Source organism: Pseudonocardia parietis, from assembly GCF_017876315.1.
Lineage (GTDB): Bacteria > Actinomycetota > Actinomycetes > Mycobacteriales > Pseudonocardiaceae > Pseudonocardia > Pseudonocardia parietis.
Genome location: NZ_JAGINU010000001.1, coordinates 422253 through 440820, shown reverse-complemented (window position 1 = coordinate 440820; position 18568 = coordinate 422253). Strand labels below are relative to the sequence as shown.

General features: G+C 73.8%; 14 protein-coding genes and 1 pseudogene. 13 read left to right on the top strand and 2 right to left on the bottom strand.

The genetic code is table 11. From position 1 onward, the window contains the following. Positions 1-16: 16 nt before the first annotated feature. Both JOF36_RS02140 and JOF36_RS02135 read right to left on the bottom strand, forming a co-directional pair. Positions 17-2698, bottom strand: a complete 2682-nt coding sequence (locus JOF36_RS02140; RefSeq protein ID WP_210024755.1) for an MFS transporter — start codon at positions 2696-2698, stop codon at positions 17-19. Further along, positions 2699-3181, bottom strand: a complete 483-nt coding sequence (locus JOF36_RS02135) for a MarR family winged helix-turn-helix transcriptional regulator (protein WP_210024754.1) — start codon at positions 3179-3181, stop codon at positions 2699-2701. Between the two features lie 123 nt (positions 3182-3304). Here JOF36_RS02135 and JOF36_RS02130 point away from each other — a divergent pair, with 123 nt between their 5' ends. The 13 genes and pseudogenes from JOF36_RS02130 (at position 3305) to JOF36_RS40655 (ending at position 17972) form a co-directional block, all read left to right on the top strand. Then, positions 3305-4561: a cytochrome P450 gene (locus JOF36_RS02130; protein WP_307862172.1), complete on the top strand. Its 1257-nt coding sequence runs from the start codon at positions 3305-3307 to the stop codon at positions 4559-4561. A gap of 51 nt (positions 4562-4612) precedes the next feature. Next, positions 4613-5155, top strand: coding sequence for a cupin domain-containing protein (locus JOF36_RS02125; protein WP_210024753.1), 543 nt, complete (start codon positions 4613-4615; stop codon positions 5153-5155). Positions 5156-5256: 101 nt separating this feature from the next. Then, complete coding sequence (locus tag JOF36_RS02120; RefSeq protein WP_210024752.1) at positions 5257-5697, top strand: hypothetical protein; 441 nt, start codon at positions 5257-5259, stop codon at positions 5695-5697. Between the two features lie 8 nt (positions 5698-5705). Next, the gene (locus JOF36_RS02115) at positions 5706-6584 is read left to right on the top strand and encodes a DNA-formamidopyrimidine glycosylase family protein (RefSeq protein WP_210024751.1); all 879 of its coding nucleotides are present in this window, start codon (positions 5706-5708) and stop codon (positions 6582-6584) included. Continuing rightward, on the top strand, positions 6585-7838 hold the full coding sequence (locus tag JOF36_RS02110) for a sensor histidine kinase (RefSeq protein ID WP_307862171.1): 1254 nt from the start codon (positions 6585-6587) through the stop codon (positions 7836-7838). A gap of 101 nt (positions 7839-7939) precedes the next feature. Beyond that, positions 7940-8836, top strand: coding sequence for a S49 family peptidase (locus tag JOF36_RS02105; protein WP_210024750.1), 897 nt, complete (start codon positions 7940-7942; stop codon positions 8834-8836). Between the two features lie 157 nt (positions 8837-8993). Further along, positions 8994-9845, top strand: a complete 852-nt coding sequence (locus JOF36_RS02100; protein WP_210024749.1) for a LytR/AlgR family response regulator transcription factor — start codon at positions 8994-8996, stop codon at positions 9843-9845. Further along, positions 9842-12262, top strand: a complete 2421-nt coding sequence (locus tag JOF36_RS02095) for a DUF485 domain-containing protein (RefSeq protein ID WP_210024748.1) — start codon at positions 9842-9844, stop codon at positions 12260-12262. The genes JOF36_RS02100 and JOF36_RS02095 overlap by 4 nt, the downstream gene beginning before the upstream one ends. Beyond that, on the top strand, positions 12259-14016 hold the full coding sequence (locus JOF36_RS02090) for a sodium/solute symporter (protein ID WP_210024747.1): 1758 nt from the start codon (positions 12259-12261) through the stop codon (positions 14014-14016). Before JOF36_RS02095 ends, JOF36_RS02090 begins: the two co-directional genes overlap by 4 nt. Positions 14017-14239: 223 nt before the next feature. After that, positions 14240-14587: a DUF485 domain-containing protein gene (locus tag JOF36_RS02085; protein ID WP_210024746.1), complete on the top strand. Its 348-nt coding sequence runs from the start codon at positions 14240-14242 to the stop codon at positions 14585-14587. Then, positions 14584-16173 (top strand): annotated as a pseudogene (locus JOF36_RS02080) (monocarboxylic acid transporter); the annotation flags it as partial. The gene JOF36_RS02085 and the pseudogene JOF36_RS02080, both read left to right, overlap by 4 nt. Positions 16174-16634: 461 nt before the next feature. Further along, complete coding sequence (locus JOF36_RS02075; RefSeq protein WP_210024745.1) at positions 16635-16964, top strand: rhodanese-like domain-containing protein; 330 nt, start codon at positions 16635-16637, stop codon at positions 16962-16964. 9 nt (positions 16965-16973) lie between these two features. Next, positions 16974-17972: a DUF4328 domain-containing protein gene (locus tag JOF36_RS40655; RefSeq protein ID WP_210024744.1), complete on the top strand. Its 999-nt coding sequence runs from the start codon at positions 16974-16976 to the stop codon at positions 17970-17972. Positions 17973-18568: the final 596 nt, after the last annotated feature.

Below are 18568 nucleotides of genomic sequence, written 5' to 3'. Positions count from 1 at the left end.
GTTCCACGTGGAACCACTACCGGGGCTCGCCCTCCCGGAGGGGCCGTCCGTTGCCCTCGGCCGACGGCGAGGGGCTCGGCTCCGGATCGGCGAGCGGGTGCGGGAACTCCACGTCCGAGTGCGTCACGCGGCCCGGCTCCAGCGCCACGACCGTCGCCACCGGCGGGTAGCCGCTGGTCGCGAGCGTGTAGCTGCCCGATGCCAGGCCGTCGAAGGCGAAGGTGCCGTCCGGTCCGGCCAGCCGTGACCCGACGACCGCGCCGTCGGAGTCGATCAGCGTCGCGAGCGCCCGGGCCACCGGGAGGCCGTCCGATGCGGCGGTGACCCGGCCGGTGAGCCGCGCGCGCTGCGGCAGCCGTAGGTCCTGTGCGGCCGTGCCCGCCGAGGGGATGTGGATCCCGGTCGCCACCGGGTCGACGTCCTCGCCGGCGGCGGCGAGGGTGTACCGGCCCTCCGGCACACCGGTCAGGGCGAACCGGCCCGTGTCGCCGGACCGGCCGGTCGCGACGACGTCGCCGGCCGTGTCGATCAGTGAGACGGTCACGCCCTCGACGCCGTGCCCACCCGCGTCGCGCACCGACCCGCGGACCCCGCTGCCGCCGGCCAGGCGGATGTCGTGCCGGGCGGGCCCGGACCCGACCGGGAGCGTGACCGCGTGCGGCGGGAGCGAGCCGGATGCGGCGACGACCAGGAACCGGCCCGGCCCGTCCAGCGCGACCCGGTAGTGGCCGTCGCCGTCGGTGGTGGCGCGGCCGGCCTGCTCGCCGGACAGCCGGGCCACGGTCACGGTGACGCCTGCCAGCGCGTCGTCGTCCTCGTCCCGGATCCGGCCGGTGACGGCCGGGCCCTCGCCGTCGCGCTCGACCCGGTGCGGTGCGGCGACCGGGACCGTGCCGTCGATCCCGGTGGGGGCAGCGGTCGTGGGTCCGCCGTCCGGCTCGCGCCCGGCGCCCCGGCCCGCCGGCACGGGGACCGGCGCCGCGGTGGTGGCCTCCCCCGTGGGGAGGCTCGCGGCGGCCGCGGCCGCGGCTTCGGCCTCGGCCCGGGCGGCCTGCGCCCCGGACATCGTGCGCAGCGGCCGCTCCTCGAGGAACAGCACCAGCACGAACGCCACCGCGATCACGCAGGCGGCGACGAGGAACGCCAGGGTCATCGAGCTGGTGAAACCGTCCTGGAACGGCGCGGCCAGCCGCGGGTCGATCTGCTGCAGGAACGACGAGTCGCTCAGCACCGCCGAGCTCGAGGCACCGGACTGCAGGCCCTGCACGACCTGCTGGTTCGCCGGGTCGGCGAGCACCGCCGGATCGGACACCGCGGTGCGGAACGCGTCGGTGCCCATCGCCGAACGGATGGCCTCGCCGATCCGGTCGCCCGCGGTGGAGAACACCACCGACAGGAACACCGCGGTGCCCAGGGCGCCACCCATCTGCCGGAAGAACGTGACGGCCGAGGTCGTCACGCCCATGTCCCGGGCGGGCAAGGCGTTCTGCACGGCCAGCACCAGCGTCTGCATGCACAGGCCCAGACCCAGGCCGAGCAGCACCATCGTCAGGTCGAGCTGCCAGATCGGGATCTGCGGGGTGAGGGTCTGCCAGAACAGCACCATGGCGATCGTGATGAAGGCGGTCCCGATCACCGGGAAGATCTTGTAGCGGCCGGTGCGCGAGGTCAGCTGGCCGGATGTGACCGAGGCGATCATGATCCCGCCGACCATCGGCAGCATCATGAAGCCGGCCTCGATCGGCGTCGCGCCGTACACGAGCTGCAGGAACTGCGGCAGCAACGCGATCCCGCCGAGCATCGCCATGCCGATCAGCAGGTTGATGATGCTCGAGAGCGTGAAGATCCCGGTCCGGAACAGCCGCAGCGGGAGCAGTGCGTCGTCGCCGTACGCGCGCTCGGCCAGTACGAACAGGGCCAGCCCGACGGCGCCGATGACGTAGCAGAGGATCGAGGGGGTGGCGGCCCAGCCCCAGTCGCGGCCCTGCTCGACGACGATCAGCAGCGGCACCAGGCACATGGTCAGCGCGAGCGCGCCCGGCCAGTCGATCCGGGCCCGCCGGGGGACGTGCGGAACGTTCAGCACCTTGTACACGACGACCAGCGCGACCAGCCCGATCGGCACGTTGACCAGGAAGATCCAGCGCCAGCCGTCGATCCCGAGGATCGTGTCCACGCCGGAGAGCAGGCCGCCGACGACCGGGCCGATCACGCTGGACGTGCCGAACACGGCGAGGAAGTAGCCCTGGTACCGGGCTCGTTCCCGGGGCGGGACGATGTCGCCGAGGATGGTCATGGCCAGTGACATCAGGCCGCCCGCGCCCAGGCCCTGCAGCGCGCGGAACACCGCGAGGGAGTACATCGACCAGGCCAGGGTGCAGGCCACCGACCCGACCAGGAAGACCACGATCGCGATCATGAACAGCGGCTTGCGGCCGAAGATGTCGGACAGCTTGCCGTAGAGCGGGGTGCTGATCGTGCTGGTGATCAGGAACGCGGTGGTCGCCCAGGCCTGCAGCGACAGCCCCGAGAGGTCGTCGGCGATCGTGCGGACGGCGGTCGAGACGACGGTCTGGTCCAGGGCGGCCAGGAACATCCCCAGCATCAGTCCACCCAGGACCGTCAGGATCTGCCGGTGGGTCAGTTCCCCGTCGGCCGGCGTGGCGCCGGGTCGCGCGCCGGCGGCAGCGGTGGACATTCAGGACTCCCGTGTTTCGTGGGTCTGGAAATCGACGAGGAAGCGGTCGAGCAGGGTCGCGAGTGCCGTGCGGTCGCCCGGTTCCCAGGCGCCGAGCACCCGGGCGATCACCCGGGTGCGCCGCCGCCGCTCCGACTCGATCACCAGGACGCCGTCGTCGGTGGCCGCGAGCAGTGCGGCGCGACCGTCGGCCGGATCAGCCCGGCGCTCCACGAGACCGGCCTTGACCAGGGGTGACACCTGGCGGCTGATCGTCGAGGGGTCGGCGTGGAAGGTGGCCGCGACCTCGGTGGCCCGCTGCGGGCCGGCGAAGTGCAGGTGTGCCAGCACGTGGTAGCCGGCCATGTCGACGATCATCTCCGGGCGGTGGCGCTCGGTCGACCGCTTGACCTGCCGGATCAGCAGGAACAGCTCGCGAACGACGGTGTCGGCGAGCTCGAGATCTGCCTCGTCCGGTTCGGTGGCGGGGTCCGCGGGGGGCATCACGACTCCCTCTCGAATATGCATGTATCACGCAACTAGTTGGCCCGCGCAAGGATGCACTGTTGCTCGGTGCAATGCAAAGTGGCTGGCCGTGGGCGGTGTCCCGTCATTACGGTCCCGGTCGTGAGCAGCCCACCGGTGGACGTGTTCGACCCGCGGATCTTCGCCCGCGGCGTGCCGCACGGGGACCTGCGCCGGCTGCGCGACGAGGCCCCGGTGGCCTGGCAGGAGGAGCACACGGTCGGCCCGTGGCCGGCCGGTCCGGGGTTCTGGGCGATCACCCGGTACGACGACGTCCGGCACGTCCTGCGCAGCCCGGCCGACTTCTCGTCGTCGCTCGGCGCGACCCAGATTCGCGATCCGGACCCCGCCGACCTGCCGTTCCTGCGGCGCATGGTCCTCAACATGGATCCGCCGGAGCAGGTGCGGCTGCGCACCCTGGTCTCCGGCGCGTTCACCCGGCGGCGGATGGAGTCGTTCGAGGCGGGTGTCGCCGATCGGGCGGAGCGACTGCTCGATGCGGTGCGCGACGACGGCGGGTGCGAGCTGACCTCGCAGGTCACCGACGACTTCGGGCTGCAGAACCTGTCCGACCTGCTCGGCGTACCGCTCGAGGACCGGCCGGAGCTGCTGCGCTGGACGAACCGGGTGATCGGGTACCAGGACCCCGAGCACGCCGAGGCCGGCACCGGCACCGACACCGGCACCGGCACCGGCGGCGCGCCGGTGAACCCGCGGTCCCCGGCCGCGCTGGCCGACATGTTCGGCTACGCCGACGCCCTCGCCGAGCGCAAACGGGCCGAGCCGGCCGACGACGTCATGACCGCGCTCGTGCGGGCCGAGGTGGACGGTCGCCGGCTCACCGGACCGGAACTGCACATGTTCTTCTTCCTGCTGGTCATCGCGGGCAACGACACCGTGCGCAGCGCGTTGCCCGGCGGGGTCCTCGCCCTGCTGGAGCACCCGGAGGCCCACGCCCGGCTGCGCGCCGAACCGCAGCTGCTCCCGGCGGCGGTCGAGGAGATGCTGCGGTGGCACCCACCGGTCCTGACCTTCCGCCGCACGGCCACCCGGGACCTGACGCTGCACGGCACGCGGATCCACGCGGGGGACAAGGTCGTCGTCTACCACTGCTCCGCGAACCACGACGAGCGCCGGTTCGCCGATCCGCACCGCTTCGAGCCGGACCGCACGCCGAACGACCACCTCGCGTTCGGGCAGGGCCCGCACCTGTGTCTCGGTGCGCACTTCGCGCGGTTGCAGATGCGGGCGTTCTTCACCGCGTTCCTGCGGTTGCCGCAGGCCCACCCGGCAGGCGAGCCGCGCCGGCTGACCTCGAACTTCATCAACGGGATCACCCGGCTCCCACTGGCGTGGTGAGCGCGCACTAGCCTCGCCGTGATCCGCCTCGTTCCCCGGGAGGACCCGCTCGTGCGCACCCCGACCCTGACCGGTGCCGTCCTGCTCGTCGTGGCCGGCGCGTTGCTCACCGGATGCGCGCAGTCCGGCCAGCTCGGCCACCAGGAGTCCGCGACCACGGAACCGTCGGCCTCGATGCCTGCCGATCCCGGGTCACCGGACGCCCCGTCCTCCACCTCTCCGTCTGCCGTGCCCGGAGCCTCGGTCGCCCAGGCCGGGTCGGACACCCGGGCGACCCTCGACCGGCCGGTCGAGATCGAGACCCCGGGGCCCGCGGAGCTGCTGGTGCGCACCGAGGTGCTCCAGCCCGGCCAGGCGACCGGCTGGGTCCGGCACCCCGGGACGGCGATCTCCGCGGTCCGGTCCGGCACCGTCACGGTGCAGCGGGCGGGCCGGTGCGAGCCGCAGACGTTCGGCAGCGGGGACGCGTTCTTCCTGGGCGACGGCGAGCCGAACGAGCTGCGCAACGACGGCCCGGAGCCGGTCGTGCTGACCCGCTCCGAGCTGCTGGCCCCCGGCGTCCCCGAACGGGAGCCCACCGAACCGGCCTGCTGAGGTCGCGACCGGAGAGCGCCCCGGGCGTGTCCGCGCGGACACTCGGTTCTGTCGGTGCCCTGTGGGAACATCGGCTCCAACGGGGCAGGGGAGCGGAGACCTTGGCGACGAAGACGGTGATCGCGGCGGACTACCGCGAGTGGCAGGTGCAGCGACGGATCGAGTGGACCACGCCCGCCGTGGGCGACGAGTTCGAGCACGACGTCGACGCGGGTAGCGGTGCGGTCGTCCTGATCCTGTCCGCGCTCGTGTTCTTCTGGCTGATCCTGCTGATCTGGGTGCCCGACGAGGTCGTCTTCCCCTGGTTCTACTGGCTCGTGGTGATCGTCGGGGTGGGCTTCTTCCCGGTCCGCTGGCTGCTGCGGCGCCCGTTCACCATCACCGCCAAGACCCAGGGCGGGTACGACCTCCCCCCGGAGAGCTGGACGGGGATGGTCCGCGGGTTCTCGACCGGTCGTGAGGAGACCAAGGTCGTCATCCGCAGCCTGAAGAACCGGTCGACCCCGGGGCACGCGGACAGCCCGCTGCAGCCCATCAACTAGGAGTCGCGGTGCCGGAACTTCCCGAGGTGGAGGCCCTGGCCCACCACCTGCGTGAGCACGCCGTGTACCGGCCGGTGGCCCGGGTGGACCTGGCCTCGATGAGCGCGCTCAAGACCGTCGACCCACCGGTGTCCGCCCTGCCCGGGCGGGTGGTGACGGGCGCGTCCCGGTTCGGGAAGTTCCTGTCCGTCGACTTCGCCGACCGGCCGGGTGAGGGCGCGCTGCACCTGGTCACCCACCTGTCCCGGGCCGGCTGGCTGCGCTGGCACGCCACCGCCGGGGCCACCCCGCCCAAGCCCGGCCGGGGCCCGTTGCAGCTGCGGGTGCATCTCGACGCGGTCGGCGGGCCGGGGTTCGACCTCACCGAGGCCGGCACCCAGAAGCGGCTGGCCGTCTACCTGGTGGGCGATCCCCGGGAGGTCCCCGGGATCGCGAGGCTCGGGCCGGACGCCCTGGAGCTGACCCGCGACGGGCTCGACGCGCTGCTCGACGGCGACGGCCGCCGGCTGAAGACGCTGGTCACCGACCAGGCCACGGTCGCCGGGATCGGGAACGCCTACTCCGACGAGATCCTGCACACCGCGCAGCTGTCGCCGTACGCCACCGCATCCCGGCTGGTCACCGCACAGCGGGACGCGCTGTTCGAGGCCCTCCACGGGGTGCTCGCCGACGCCGTGACGCGGTCGGTGGGCCAGGGCGCCGCGGAGCTGAAGGGGGAGAAGCGCTCCGGCCTGCGGGTGCACGCGCGCACCGGGCTGCCCTGCCCGGTCTGCGGCGACACCGTCCGGGAGGTCTCCTTCGCGGAGAGATCGTTCCAGTACTGTCCGACCTGCCAGACCGGCGGCAAGCCGCTCGCCGACCGCAGGCTGTCCCGGTTGGTGAGGTAGGTGCGGGAAGTATCGGGGGGCGCGACGGTGGGGCTCGCGGTGATCGACGGTCCGACCGGTATCTCGCCGTCGCTGGTACTGCTGCTCGCCGTCGCGGTGGTCGTGCTGGTGGTCGCGGTCTTCGTGTTCATGTGGCAGCGCAACCGCCGCAACAACATGGTGTCCCCGCTGGCCAAGGCGACGTTCTCGGCGCTGCACACGGTGGCGCTGGCCGCGCCGGTGCTGCGGGAGGGACTGTCTCCGCGCTCGGCGTCGCAGGCGTTGCCGTACCTGCGCCAGCTGCTGGAGACCACGGCCATGGCGATGACCGACTCGCGCGGCAGCGTCCTGGGCTGGGACGGCAGCGCCGACCAGCACCAGCAGGATGTCCAGACCCTCGCCGACCGGGTCGTCTCCACCGGCCGGATGGAGCTGATGAGCCACACTTCCATCAAGTGCAACCAGCCCGGTTGCGAGGTGCGCGGGATCGTCGTGGTGCCGCTGGAGAGCGACGGCACCATCATCGGCACCCTGGCCGCGCTGACCCCGACGACGGCCGGGCCGCCCGTCCTGCGGGCCACCGGCGAGGTCGCCCGGTACGTGTCCAGCCAGCTGGAGCTCGCCGAGCTCGACGACTCCCGCGCCCGGCTGAACCGGGCCGAGGTCCGGGCACTGCGGGCGCAGATCTCGCCGCACTTCGTCTACAACGCGCTGACCACGATCGCCTCGTTCATCCGGACCGACCCGGCCCGGGCCCGCGAGCTGCTGATCGAGTTCGCCGACTTCACCCGGTACTCGTTCCGCTCGGCCGGCGAGTACACGACCCTGACCGACGAGCTCGACAACATCGAGCGCTACGTGCAGCTGGAGAAGGCCCGCTTCGGCAACCGGCTCAACATCCGGCTGCAGATCGACGACGAGATCAAGAACGTGGTGCTGCCGTTCCTCGCGTTGCAGCCGCTGGTGGAGAACGCGGTACGGCACGGTCTGTCCGGCAAGCCGAACGGCGGCACCGTCACCATCCGCGCGGAGAACGCCGGGTCCGAGTGCGTGATCGTGGTGGAGGACGACGGCGTCGGCATGGATCCGGCGCGGCTGAACGAGGACCTCGACGACGCCCATCTCTCCGGTGCGCACGTCGGCCTCGGCAACGTCGACGACCGGATGCGCTCGGCGTTCGGGGACAACTTCGGTCTGGTCGTCGACACCAACGTCGGCGCCGGTATGAAGATCACGTTGCGGGTGCCGAAGTTCCGGGCGGGCATCCGGGCCTGATCGGCCCGCCCACTGCTCCACCCGGACGACGGCGGACGAGGCGCACTGTGCCGTTCCGGTCACCCGCCGTCACCCTGCGCTCGCGCGTACGGTGGGTCCGCATGGACGTCCTGCGTATTCCCGCTGCGGTGACCTCACGACTGCCGGGCAAGCTCGGCGAGACCGTCGGTGCGGCGACCGGTACCCCGGTGGTCTCGGTGGTGCGCCTGCACGGGGTCATCAGTGCGCAGACGGCACCGGTGCCCCGTCAGGTCCTGAACGCCCAGTCGGTGGAGAAGGTGCTGGAGCGCGCGTTCGCGCCGGACCGGCTCGCCGCCGTCGCGCTGGTGATCAATTCGCCGGGCGGGTCGCCGACCCAGTCGCAGCTGATCGGTGACCGGATCCGGAAGCTGGCCGACGAGTCCGGGGTCCCGGTGCTGGCGTTCTGCGAGGACGTCGCCGCGTCGGGCGGCTACTGGCTGGCCTGCGCCGCCGACGAGATCTACGCCTGCTCGACCTCGATCGTCGGCTCGGTCGGCGTGATCAGCGCCGGGTTCGGCCTGGACGGTCTGATCGACAAGTGGGGAGTGTCCCGGCGGCTGCACACCGCGGGTGGGTCGAAGTCCCGGCTGGACCCGTTCCTGCCGGAGAAGGCGGAGGACGTCGCCTGGCTGAACGGCCTGCAGGAACAGCTGCACGAGCGGTTCACCAGCTGGGTCCGCGAGCGCCGGGGCGACCGGCTCGCGAGCGACACCGAGCTGTTCGACGGCGAGGTCTGGCTGGGTGAGCGGGCCCGCGAGCTGGGGCTGGTCGACGGGATCGGCACGGTCCACGACGTCCTGACCGAGCGGTTCCCGGGTGCCGAGCAGCGGCCGGTCGAACAGCGCAAGCCGTTGCTGGCCCGGCTCGGGGCCGGAAGTGCCGCCCGGGCTCACTCGTTCGGGGAACCGGCGGATCTCGCGTCCGGCCTGCTCGCCGCGGTCGAGACGAGGGCGACCTGGGCCCGTTACGGGCTCTGAGACGGACGGACGGCTGTGCTCACGGTGTCCGGACGGTCACCGATCCGGTTCGCGCCCTGGCATCCGGCGCGTTCGCACGTCACCATGGTCGCGGCGCCGGGCGATCATCGATGGCGATGTCGCCCCGGCCCCGGCCCGGAAGCAGGATGAGGAGATCGTGGACAGCAACGACACCACTCGGGGACTGGTCGTGCTCGCGGTGGACGACGAGCAGCCCGCACTCGAGGAGATGGCTTTCCTGCTGAACGAGGACCCGCGTGTCACGACGGTCCTGAAGGCCGCGGAGTCCACCGAAGCGCTGCGCATCCTCAACGGTCGCCGGGCCGGTGCGCCCGCCGGGGCCCCACCCGGGGCCGCCGGGGGCACGGACGTCGCCGAGCAGACCGACATCGACGCCGTGTTCCTCGACATCCGGATGCCGGGGCTCGACGGCCTCGAGCTCGCCCGGGTGCTGAAGAACATGGCCGTGCAGCCGGCGATCGTGTTCGTCACCGCGCACGACGACCGCGCGGTCGACGCCTACGACGTCGGCGCCATCGACTACCTGCTCAAGCCACTGCGGACCGAGCGGCTCTCCGCGGCCCTGGACCGGATCCTGTCGACCCAGCGCGCCGGCCCGGTCGAGCCGGTCCGCGACGAGTCCGGCGACGACGAGGTGATCCCGGTCGAGCTGGCCGGTACGACCAAGCTCGTCCCGCGGTCCGCGGTGCGCTACGTCGAGGCCCAGGGCGACTACGCCCGGCTGCACACCACCGACGGCAGCCACCTCGTCCGGATACCGTTGTCGGTGCTGGAGGACCGCTGGCGCGACGCCGGCTTCGTCCGGATCCACCGGTCGTTCCTGGTGGCGCTGCCGCTGGTCACCGAGCTCCGGCTGGCCGGGTCCGGCTACGTCGTCCGCATCGGGTCCGGCCCGGAGACCGCCGAGCTGCCGGTCAGTCGCCGGCACACCCGTGAACTGAAGGACCGGCTCGTCCGCGCGACCAAGCAGGCGTGGAGCCAGAGGTGAGCAGGTCCACCGGCGGCGTCCAGCCGTCGGTGCGTCCGGCGTCCGAGCGGGCGCCGGACGATTCCACCGGGGCCGCGGACCCGGGCCCCGCCCCGCCGCGTCCCGACCCCGCCCGCCCGCGTCCCGACCCCGCCCGCCCGCGTCCCGACCCCGCCCGCCCGCGTCCCGACACCGCCCGCCCGCGTCCCGACACCGCCCGATCGGGGCCCGACGCCGGCCGCACGGGACCCGACGCCGCCCGGCCAGTGCCTGATGCCGCCCGGGCGGATGGTGCTGCCGCGCCGTCGAACGGCGCCGCCCGTTCCGGCCCCACAGCGCCGCCCCCGACCGCTGCCGGCCCGGCCCCGAACGGTCACCATCCGTCCGACGGTGCGGCGGGCGCGGTCCCGCCGCGCCCGCGCAGCCCGAACATCTCAGCAGGTCACCCCCGCCCCGCCCCGCGGCAGGACGGGGCCGAGGGGGCCGACGCGCGGTCGGAGCCGGACCCCGGTGCGCCGGTCGCCGGCCCCGCGACGACCGGCGGCCGCGCAGCGCGCCGGGCCCGCCGGGACACCGATACCGATACCGACGGCTCGGCCTGGCTGCAGCAGGAGATCGCGCGCCGGGTCGCCGGACGGTCCGGCGAGTCCGGCCGGCACGCCCGCGTGGTGCCGGCGGACGGATCGGGCGGGGCCCGTACTGCCGGGCCCGGTACCGCCGGGGCCGGTGCGCCCGGGGACGGCGAGGCCACCGGCAACGGTGCCGACCACGCGCAGCGAGCCGCCGCACCCGCGGCACCTGCGGCCACCGCCCCCACGGCTTCCGCGGCGCCTTCTCCCGCCGCACCCACGGATTCCGCGGCACCCACGGATTCCGCCGCACCCACGGCTTCCGCCGCACCCGCCGCCGCTTCGCCACCTGCTGCTTCGTCGTCGGCACCTGCTGCTCCCGCATCCGCTGGTCCGCCGGCGCCCGCTGGCCCGCCGGCACCCGCTGCTCCGGCCGCGCCCGCTGGTCCGCCGGCGCCTACTGCTTCGCCGGCACCCGCTTCGCCGGCACCCGCCGCTCCGGTCGCTCCTGCGGCACCTGCTGCCCCCAGCGATCGCGCCGCGCCCAGCTCGGCCCCGCCGGCTCCGGGTGCGCCCACGAACACCGTCGCGCCCACCGGTCCGGCCACGCCGGAGCCCGCGACGGTCACGGGTGCGCCCGCTGACGATCCGGTCGCGACCGGATCGGTCGCTTCCGCGGGCCCCGCCCCCTCCGGTGGGCACCCCGCCCCCGGTGACGTCGACGAGCCGGGCGACGGTGAGCAGGGCGGCACCGCCGAGAAGGCCCGGCCGTCGCGCGTCCGTCAGCGCGCGGGCGCGCCCCGGCCGCGCTCGACGCTGCTCCCGAGCCCGGACGCCCCGGACGGCGAGCGGGGCGGCACCACCGGCTCCGGTGACCGGCCGAACGGCCCGGGCCCCACCGACAGCGGTAAGCAGTGGCCGCCGGTCACCGGCGCCTCCCGCCTGCCCCGGCGGGTCCCCGGGGCGATGACCTCGGCCTGGACCAGCGACTGGGCGCCCGATCCCGATGTCCTCCACACCGGCACCGGCACCGGCACCACGGCGGACCAGGCCGGCGTCGAGGAGCACCCGGAGACCCGCCCGGTCCCGACCCACTGGACGGCGACCGGGCGACGCAGCGCGACCGCCCCGCCCGACCTCTCCGCGGACCAGGACGACGCGGTCGTCTCGATCCCCGGCCCGGCCGCGGTCCCCGCCCCGGCTCGGGACACGGACGAGGCTCCGGCTCGGTACACCGATCAGGACGACTACGACGACGACTACGACGATGACGACGACCTGCGGGAGACCGCGGCAGAGCGCACCGAGGTCATCTGGCGCGCCCCCGGCCTCGACCCCCAGGTCGCCCCGGCACCCGCACCGGGCCCGGCCGACGACGCGCCCCCGGACCTGTCCGTCACCGGGCCCGCGCCCTACACCGGGGCCCGGCCGCGCCGGTTCGCCGCCGCGTCCACCGCCGCGCCGGTCGTCGCCGAACCGGAGAGCCCGGAGCCGGCCGAGGAGGGCCCCGGGACCGGCCGCGTCCGCATCGTGCTGTCCGAGCGCCGGTCGACCGCGCACTCGTCGCGCAGGCTGTCCGACGTCCAGGACCCGGGGACCGTCGGCACCCTGCTGCGCAACTCGCTGGTCCGCACCCAGCTGCTGCTCGCCCTGCGGGTGAGCCTGGTCGCGCTGTTCGGCCTGGGGGTGCTCCCGGCGCTGTTCATGGCCGTCCCCGCACTCGGTACGATCGAGATCATCGGTATTCGGTTGCCCTGGCTGGTGCTCGGGGTGCTCGTCTACCCGTTCCTGCTGGGCCTGGGCTGGTGGTACGTGCGGTCCTCCGAGGCCGCGGAGCAGGAGTTCGCGGAGGACGTGGCCGATCGATGAGCCTCACCGCGATCATCTCGCTGGTCGCGATCGTCCTGCTGGCCGTGACCTCCGCGGTGATCGGCTCGATCGCGCACCGGACCCGGCTCACCTCGGACTTCCTGGTCGCCTCGCGCTCGGTGCCGTCCCGGCTGAACGCGGGCGCGATCTCCGGCGAGTACCTGTCCGCGGCGTCGTTCCTCGGGATCGCCGGTCTGATCCTGGTCGAGGGCGTCGACGCGCTCTGGTACGCGGTCGGCTACACCGCCGGATACCTGTTCCTGCTGCTGCTCGTCGCCGCCCCGCTGCGCCGTTCCGGGGCCTACACCGTCCCCGACTTCGCCGACGCCCGGCTCGCCTCGCCGTCGCTGCGCCGGGTCTGCACCGCCGTCGTGATCGTCATCTGCTGGCTCTACCTGCTGCCGCAGATCCAGGGCGCCGGCCTGACCCTCGGGATCGTCACCGGCCTGCCGGACTGGATCGGCTCGGCCGCCGCGGGGGTGATCGTGGTGGTCACGGTCGCGTTCGGCGGCATGCGTTCGGTGACGTTCGTGCAGGCGTTCCAGTACTGGTTCAAGCTGACCGCGCTGGCCGTCCCGGTGATCATCGGGCTTGCGGTCTGGTACGGCGACGACCACACGTTCGCCCGGAGCGAACCGCCCGAGTTCCGTGAACCGACCACCGTCTCGGTGACCACCCCGGTCACGCTGGAGGCCCGGCTCCCGGTGGACGTCACCGCCCGCGGCACCGTCGACGGGCAGCCCGTCGACGGCCCCGTCCGCTGGGACGCCGGGTCGTCGCACGACGTCGCCGTCGGCACCGAGCTGGCGTTCGCAGCGGGTGAGCCGGTGCCGGTGACCAGCGGTGCCCCCACCGACGACGAGAGCTGGCTGCGCCCCTTCACCGGCTCCGCCGAGCACCAGCTCCTGGCCACGTACTCGCTCATCCTGGCCACGTTCCTCGGCACGATGGGATTGCCGCACGTGCTCGGCCGCTTCTACACCAACTCCGACGGCAGGGCGGCGCGGCGCAGTGCCGTCGTCGTCCTGGCGATGCTCGGCGGCTTCTACATCCTGGTGACGCTGATGGGTGTGCTGTCCCGGGTGTACACGCCGCAGCTGCTGGTCACCGGCCGCAGCGACGCCGCCGTGCTGCTGCTCCCGACGGCGGTGATGGGCAGCGGCCTGCTGGGCTCGCTGGTCGGAGGCCTGGTCGCGGCCGGTGCGTGGGCGGCGTTCCTGTCGACCGCGTCCGGTCTGCTGGTGAGCCTCGCCAGCGTCGTGTCCACCGACGTGCTGCCCGGGAAGGGTGGGATGACCCGCCGGTTCCCGCTGGCGACGGTGCTGGCCGGAATCCCGCCGACGGCCGTCGCGCTGATCCCGACCGGGCTGAACTTCGCCGAGGCCGTCGCGCTGGTGTTCGCGGTCGCGGCCTCGACCTTCTGCCCGCTGCTGATCCTCGGGGGCTGGTGGCGTGGGCTCACCGCCGTCGGCGCGATCGTGGGCGTCCTCGTCGGCGGGGTGACCTCGGCGGGCGCGGTGGCCGCGGCCCTGGCCGGTCTCGACGCGTTCCTGCCCGGGCCCCTCGCGGCCTGGGCCGAGGTCCTGCTCTACCGGCCGGCGATCGTGAGCGTGCCGCTGGCGTTCATCACGATGGTCGTCGTCTCGTTGATCACCCGGGCGCGCCGTCCGGCGGACGCCGGTCAGGTACTCCTGCGACTGCATGCACCCGAACGGCTGGGTCTGATGCGCGACCGGCTGGACGACCGCGGCTGAATCGGGTCCGGTACCCCCGTTCGGCTCACGGACGGTGACCGACCTGGCCGAACAGTTGGTCCGGATCGGGGTTCTTCCTGCCGTTCGGTGCGCGAGATCGTCGCCGCGCCCGGCCCCGGTCGTTGTCCCAGGAAAGTGTTCTTCCGCGGACACGGCACGGCTCCCCGGCCACGCCGTGCCCGGCTCCCCGCCAGAACGACCGAAAGGACCGGTGAACGGCGCCATGAGCACCCCCGCGCAGCGCTCGGCCGGCACCATCTACCAGCAGGTCCAGGCCGACCCCGAGTTCCGGGCGTTCCGTGGCCGGCTCCGCCGCTACGTGTTCCCGATGACGGCGATCTTCCTGGCCTGGTACCTGGCCTACGTGGGACTCGCGAGCTACGCGCCGGAGTTCATGTCGATCCGGGTCACCGGGACGATCACCGTCGGCCTGCTCATCGGCCTCGGCCAGTTCGTCAGCACGTTCGCGATCACGACGCTGTACGTCCGGTTCGCCGAGCGCGAGCTGGACGGCCCGGCCGCCGAGCTCCGGGCCCGGGTCGAGGCCGGTAGCCAGGAGGTGCGCGCGTGAGCGACGTCCTCGCCCAGGCCGAGTCGGTCGGCAACGTCACCGCGAACCTCGGGTTCTTCCTGCTGTTCGTGATCGTGACCCTGATGATCGTGCTCCGGGTCAGCCGCACCAACGCGACCCGCGCCGACTACTACACCGGTGGGCACGCGTTCACCGGTCCGCAGAACGGCACCGCGATCGCGGGCGACTTCCTGTCCGCGGCATCGTTCCTCGGCATCGCCGGCGCGATCGCGCTCTACGGCTACGACGGGTTCCTCTACTCGATCGGCTTCCTGGTCGGCTGGCTGATGGCCCTGCTGCTGGTCGCCGAGCTGCTGCGCAACACCGGCCGGTTCACCATGGGTGACGTCCTGGCCTTCCGCATGCGCCAGCGGCCCGTCCGCGCAGCCGCCGCGACGTCCACGCTGATCGTCTCGCTCTTCTACCTCATCGCGCAGATGGCGGGCGCCGGCGGCCTGATCTCGCTGCTGTTACAGATCCCGAAGGACGACTCGTTCTCGCAGGCGATGGTGATCGTGGTCGTCGGCGGCCTGATGGTCGTCTACGTGCTGTTCGGCGGCATGAAGGGCACCACCTGGGTGCAGATCATCAAGGCCGGGCTGCTGCTCGTCGGCGCCGCCGTGATGACGACCTGGGTGCTCGGCCGGTACGGGTTCGACCTGTCCACCGTGCTGGAGCGGGCGACCGAGAACTCCGAGCACGGCGAGGCCATCCTCAACCCGGGGCTGCAGTACACGAACAAGGTCGACTTCATCTCGCTGGGCCTGGCCCTGGTGCTGGGCACCGCGGGCCTGCCGCACATCCTGATGCGCTTCTACACGGTGCCCTCGGCCAAGGAGGCCCGCCGCTCGGTGGTCTGGGCGATCTGGCTGATCGGCACGTTCTACCTGTTCACCCTGGTCCTCGGGTACGGCGCGACGGCGCTGCTGCCGCCGGGGACGATCACCCGGGAGAACCAGAACGACGCGGCCCCGCTGCTCGCGTACGCGCTCGGTGGCGAGATCATGCTGGGCCTGATCTCCGCGGTCGCGTTCGCGACGATCCTCGCGGTCGTCGCCGGCCTGACGATCACCGCGTCGGCCTCGTTCGCGCACGACGTCTACGCGAACGTCCTGCGGCGCGGCAAGGCGTCGCCGGACTCCGAGGTCAAGGTCGCACGGACGACGGCGCTGGTCATCGGCCTCGTCGCGATCGGCGGCGGGATCGTCGCGAACGGCCAGAACGTCGCGTTCCTGGTGGCGCTGGCGTTCGCCGTCGCGGCCTCGGCGAACCTGCCGACGATCCTGTTCTCGCTGTTCTGGCGGCGCTTCAACACCACCGGCGCGCTGTGCAGCATCTACGGCGGCGTGCTGATCTGCGTGGGGCTGATCGTGGTCTCGCCCGCCGTGTCCGGCTCGCCGACCGCGATGATCCCGGGCGTCGACTTCGCGATCTTCCCGCTGTCCAACCCCGGCCTGGTGTCGATCCCGGCGTCGTTCCTGCTGGGGATCGTCGGCACGCTGCTCGGTGGACGCGAGCAGTTCGACGCCGCCCGGTTCGCCGAGATGGAGGTTCGCTCGCTGACCGGCGCCGGAGCCGTCCGGGCGACCACCGTGACGGAGGAGCCCAGGAGCACCGCGGTGCCTGCCTCCGAGCTGGCCGGTGCCCCGATCCGCGGCGGAGCGGCCGCCCGGCCGCGCCCGGCCCCCGGCGGGAACCAGCCGCCCCGCCGCTCCCAGACCAGCCGCCAGGCCGGGGAGCTTTTCGGCAACACCGGCCTGACCGGTACCCAGCCGGCCGTCGGCGCATCCGGGTTCACAGCCGGATACGGGCGGCACGGGGGACAGGGCACCGGCGGGTACCGGCCGGTGCACGCCTCCGGCGGATTCCGGGCCGCACCGCCGGAGGACCCGAACGAGGTGACGATCCCGCACGGGTCGATCTACCGCGACGACCTGCGGTAGGCGCCGGCGACCGAGTACGACCGACGCGCCGGTCCGGGATCATCCGGGCCGGCGCGTCCGTCGCTCACCGGGTGTTGACGGTGCTGCGTGGCAGGATGGCGCGCATGTCCGACGAGGTGCCCACCGCGCGCGTGTCCGACCTGCCCGCCGACGCCCCGATCCTGGACGTCCGCGAGCTCGACGAGTGGACGGCCGGGCACGCCCCGACGGCCCGCCACCTGCCGATGTCCGAGCTGGCGGGCCGGATGGGCGACATCCCCACCGATGACCCGCTCTACATCGTCTGCCGCTCCGGCGGCCGGTCGGCGCGGGTCGTCGCCTACCTGACCCAGCAGGGCTTCCCCGCCGTCAACGTGGCCGGTGGCATGCAGGACTGGGCTGCCACCGGTCGTGACGTGGTCACCGACGACGGCAGCGCCCCCCGGATCGCCTGAGCGCCGGCCGTGCCGCACGGATCCACCGGGTTGCCGCCGTGCCCGCGCTGCGGGCGGCAGGCGGCACCGGGCAGCGGCGTGTTCTGCCCGTGGTGCGGCCGCTATCTGGCGGCGATGGAGTGGGTGGCGACACCGCCGGAGACCACGCGGCCGCGCCCGGCCGCGGTGCCGGCGCAGCGCTACACCGGCCCGCCGCGCTACCGGTCCGTGCCGCGCTGGGGACTGCCGGTCGGGCCGTGGCGAGCACCGTCGGACGCGGGCGACGGCCCGGTCCCGCCGCTGGAGCGGGCCCGCTGGCTGGCCGGTCAGCTGATCCCGGTGCTCTGGGTGACGGTCGTCGTGAGCGCGGTCGCCGCCGTCGCGGAGGTGTGGCGGTACGGCCTGCTGCTGGCGAGCCGCTCGGACGCCCTGTCGCCGGTCGCGGTCGGCTGGTCGGACGCGATGGTCTGGTTCGGCGGCTGGTCGTCGATCGCGGCGGTGATCGCGGCCGGGGTGTTGACGATCTCGTGGAGCCTCTGGGCGTACCGGGCCGCCGCGGACCGGTCGGGGACGCGGCCGTGGCGCAGCAGGCGACGGGTCGTCGCGGGCTGGCTGGTTCCCGGATGGAACCTGGTGGCGCCCGGGTCACTGCTGGCCGAGACGGAGCACGCGGCGCTGGAACTGCCCGTGCACCGGCGGCCGTCGCCCTCACGCGGCCTGCTGGTGTGGTGGGCGCTGTGGGGCGCCTCGGTGCTACTGGCCGCGCTCGCGCTGGTCTGGCGGTTCCGCTCGGGGACCCAGGCGCTGGCCGACGGCGTGGTCCTGCACGCCTGGGCGGGCCTTCTCGCCGCCGTCACCGCCTACCGGACGATCCGCCTCGTCCGGTGGATCACCGCTCTGCTGGAGCCGGATCCGCGGAGTCCGAGGGAGCTGCTGGTGCGCCCGGCAGCGGGCGGGGTGACGGCAGCATCGCCGACAGCGAAGCCCCCGGCCCCGGCCACGACGGCTCCGGAGGCGCCGACGGGGTGATAGCGGCGTGCGGCGTGGTCGCCTGCACCGCGGACCCGTCGTCGTCGTGCACGGGATCACCGGCGACCGGCCGCGGGGACGGGAGCGCCGCGGGCACCGACGAGACCGGGCCGGGCATCGCGTGGACCGCCGGCCGCACGGGGCGGCCCGGGCCGGGCGGCCCCGGCCGTCCCGTCGACGCCGCCGCGGGCGGGATGTTCGGACCGGCCGCCCGGTCCACCGGTGCGCCGGGCGGACCCGGCACCGACCACGCGGCCGAGCCGGGCCGCACGGCGACCGACGGGCCTGCGGTCAACGCCGACTCGGAGACCACCCGGAGCCGCTTGCGGACCTTCGCCACCACCCGGTCCGGCCCGCGGACCACGACCGACAGCGCGAGCAGGCCACCGTGCGGGTCGGCGACGGTGTGCAGCACGTGCTGATCCGGACCGGCCTCCAGGACGAGCCCGACCACGCCGCCCGATCCGGGGGCCAGTGCGAGCCCGATCCGGACCAGCTCGGCGTGCGCCGCGCCGCGGACCTCGTCCCGGTGGTCGTGCTCGGCGGCCCGGCCCCGGCCGAAGCGACCGACCGAGGTCTCCGGGCCGCAGACGTCG